Origin of the sequence: Blautia faecis, assembly GCF_027662325.1 — a bacterium.
Lineage (GTDB): Bacteria > Bacillota > Clostridia > Lachnospirales > Lachnospiraceae > Blautia_A > Blautia_A faecis.
The window spans coordinates 1-1908 of the sequence record NZ_JAQDKY010000097.1; the positions used below are offsets into that span (position 1 = coordinate 1).

Consider the following 1908-nt stretch of genomic DNA (forward strand, 5'->3'; position numbering starts at 1 on the left):
GTAGAGTAGGCGGATGAAATTTTCATCCGCCCCTTATCAAACCGTGCATGAGGTTCTCCCTCACACGGCTTTCCGACATTCTTCTTTCTACAGCATTACGTCATGCTCTAGCCATTTTCTTTAATCCTTTTTCGTAAATGCTATTTCTTACAAATCCCACCTTTGACATACGATTACGTCTCTGGTGTTTCTTGTTATACCATCTTGTAAAAGTGCAAATAATGTACCAGTCTAGAGCCTGCATCCACTTTTCGTTTCTCTTGGTGGAATAATAATTCTTCCATCCTGTGATTTTCGGATTCAGATTCTTTATTAAATCCTCTTCCTTTGCAACTAGCAGACTTCGTCTGTTTACATTCCTCTTGACTTCGGCTTTCATTTTCTTCATGGCTTTTCTGCTTGGGTACTGATACGTTTCCTTGTACAGTTGTCCTTTGCGTGTTTCCGTTGTCATTCTTCTGTGGTGCATTCCGAGAAAGTCAAATCCCTCTTTTCCGTCCCACATGCTGACTATCTTTGTTTTCACTGGATGTAGCTTTAAATCCAGTTTTACCATGATATACTGCAATAAATTCAGTGCGTGATTTGCACTTTTCTTATTCTTGCAAATGATTACCGTATCATCTGCGTACCTTACAAGAATACCGTGAGTATGTCCATACTTTTCCCACAGTCTGTCCAGTGTGTTTAGGTAAATGTTTGCCAGTAACGGAGATATGACTGAACCTTGGCTGGTTCCCAGTTCAGAGATTGTCAGTACATTTCCGTATAATACTCCTGATACTAACCATTGTTTTATCAGCTTCAATATCCTACGGTCTGATATTTTCTGCTCTACCAGTTTCATCAACTTTCCTTGGTTTACATTGTCAAAGAACTTTTCAATGTCTGCGTCTACTACATAATAGCCCTTGTTGTTACACGCTTTCCTTACTACTTCCAGTGCTTGTTTCGCACTTCTTTTCGGTCGGAATCCATAGGAACATTCTCTAAAGTCAGCTTCGAATACTGGCTCTATTGCTATCTTTGTAGCCATTTGCACAATTCTGTCCTTGACCGTTGGTATTCCAAGAGGTCTTTCACTTCCGTCTGGTTTTGGTATCATAACTCGCTTTACCGGAGATGGTTTATACTTTCCATTCATCAGTTCTGATTTGATTTCTGATAGGTATTTTTCAATTCCCATCGCTTCAACATCCTCGATTTTGACACCATCCACACCACTGGAACCTTTGTTAGCTTTTACCCGTTTCCATGCCTCAAAGAGTACATCATCTCGATATACCTTATCGTAAAGTGCATGAAATCTTCGGCTGTCACACTTCTTGGCTGTCAGATATAGTTTGTTTTGAAGTTGTCGAACTTTTTCTTTGGAGTTATTAGTCTGCATGACATTCTCTCACTCTTACCCTCTCTACAAACATGAATGAAGTAGGGAACCTTCCCATAAACTGCGTTTTCTTGCACAGTCATTATCGGTACTATGTTCCCCTCCGACTCCCTTCCATCAGAAATACGATTTCGCCAAGCTTATACGCTTTCTCTTTACCATTTGGTGATGGGTAGGGTCTCTCCAGTTCCGAACTACACTTTTCATACATACCGTTTCCTCTATACCGAGGGATTCTTCCGTGCTGTTTTCCAGTTTCTCCACACGTTCCATGGTTTTCGCCTATTTTGCCAAGGCTCAACTTCCCTTTTCTCTCTTTCGAGACCTTTTTAACGATACGGCAGAATTCACTTTATGTTACGGTCTGCATGATTGCTCGCACCTTTTTCAAGGTTACTTTATCCACTCGCTTAGCACCCTGTATTACTACAACGCACCGAGTTTAACTACACGGCTCACTGGCGATTACCGTGACCGGACTTACACCGGCAAGTGTAGTCCAGCTTTGCTGGACACAC

1 protein-coding gene is annotated in these 1908 nt (G+C 41.5%); it reads right to left on the minus strand.

The annotated features are described in order from the left end of the window. Nucleotides 1-100: 100 nt before the first annotated feature. Nucleotides 101-1390: a group II intron reverse transcriptase/maturase gene (gene ltrA, locus PGQ38_RS19240; protein ID WP_118521429.1), complete on the minus strand. Its 1290-nt coding sequence runs from the start codon at nucleotides 1388-1390 to the stop codon at nucleotides 101-103. Nucleotides 1391-1908: the final 518 nt, after the last annotated feature.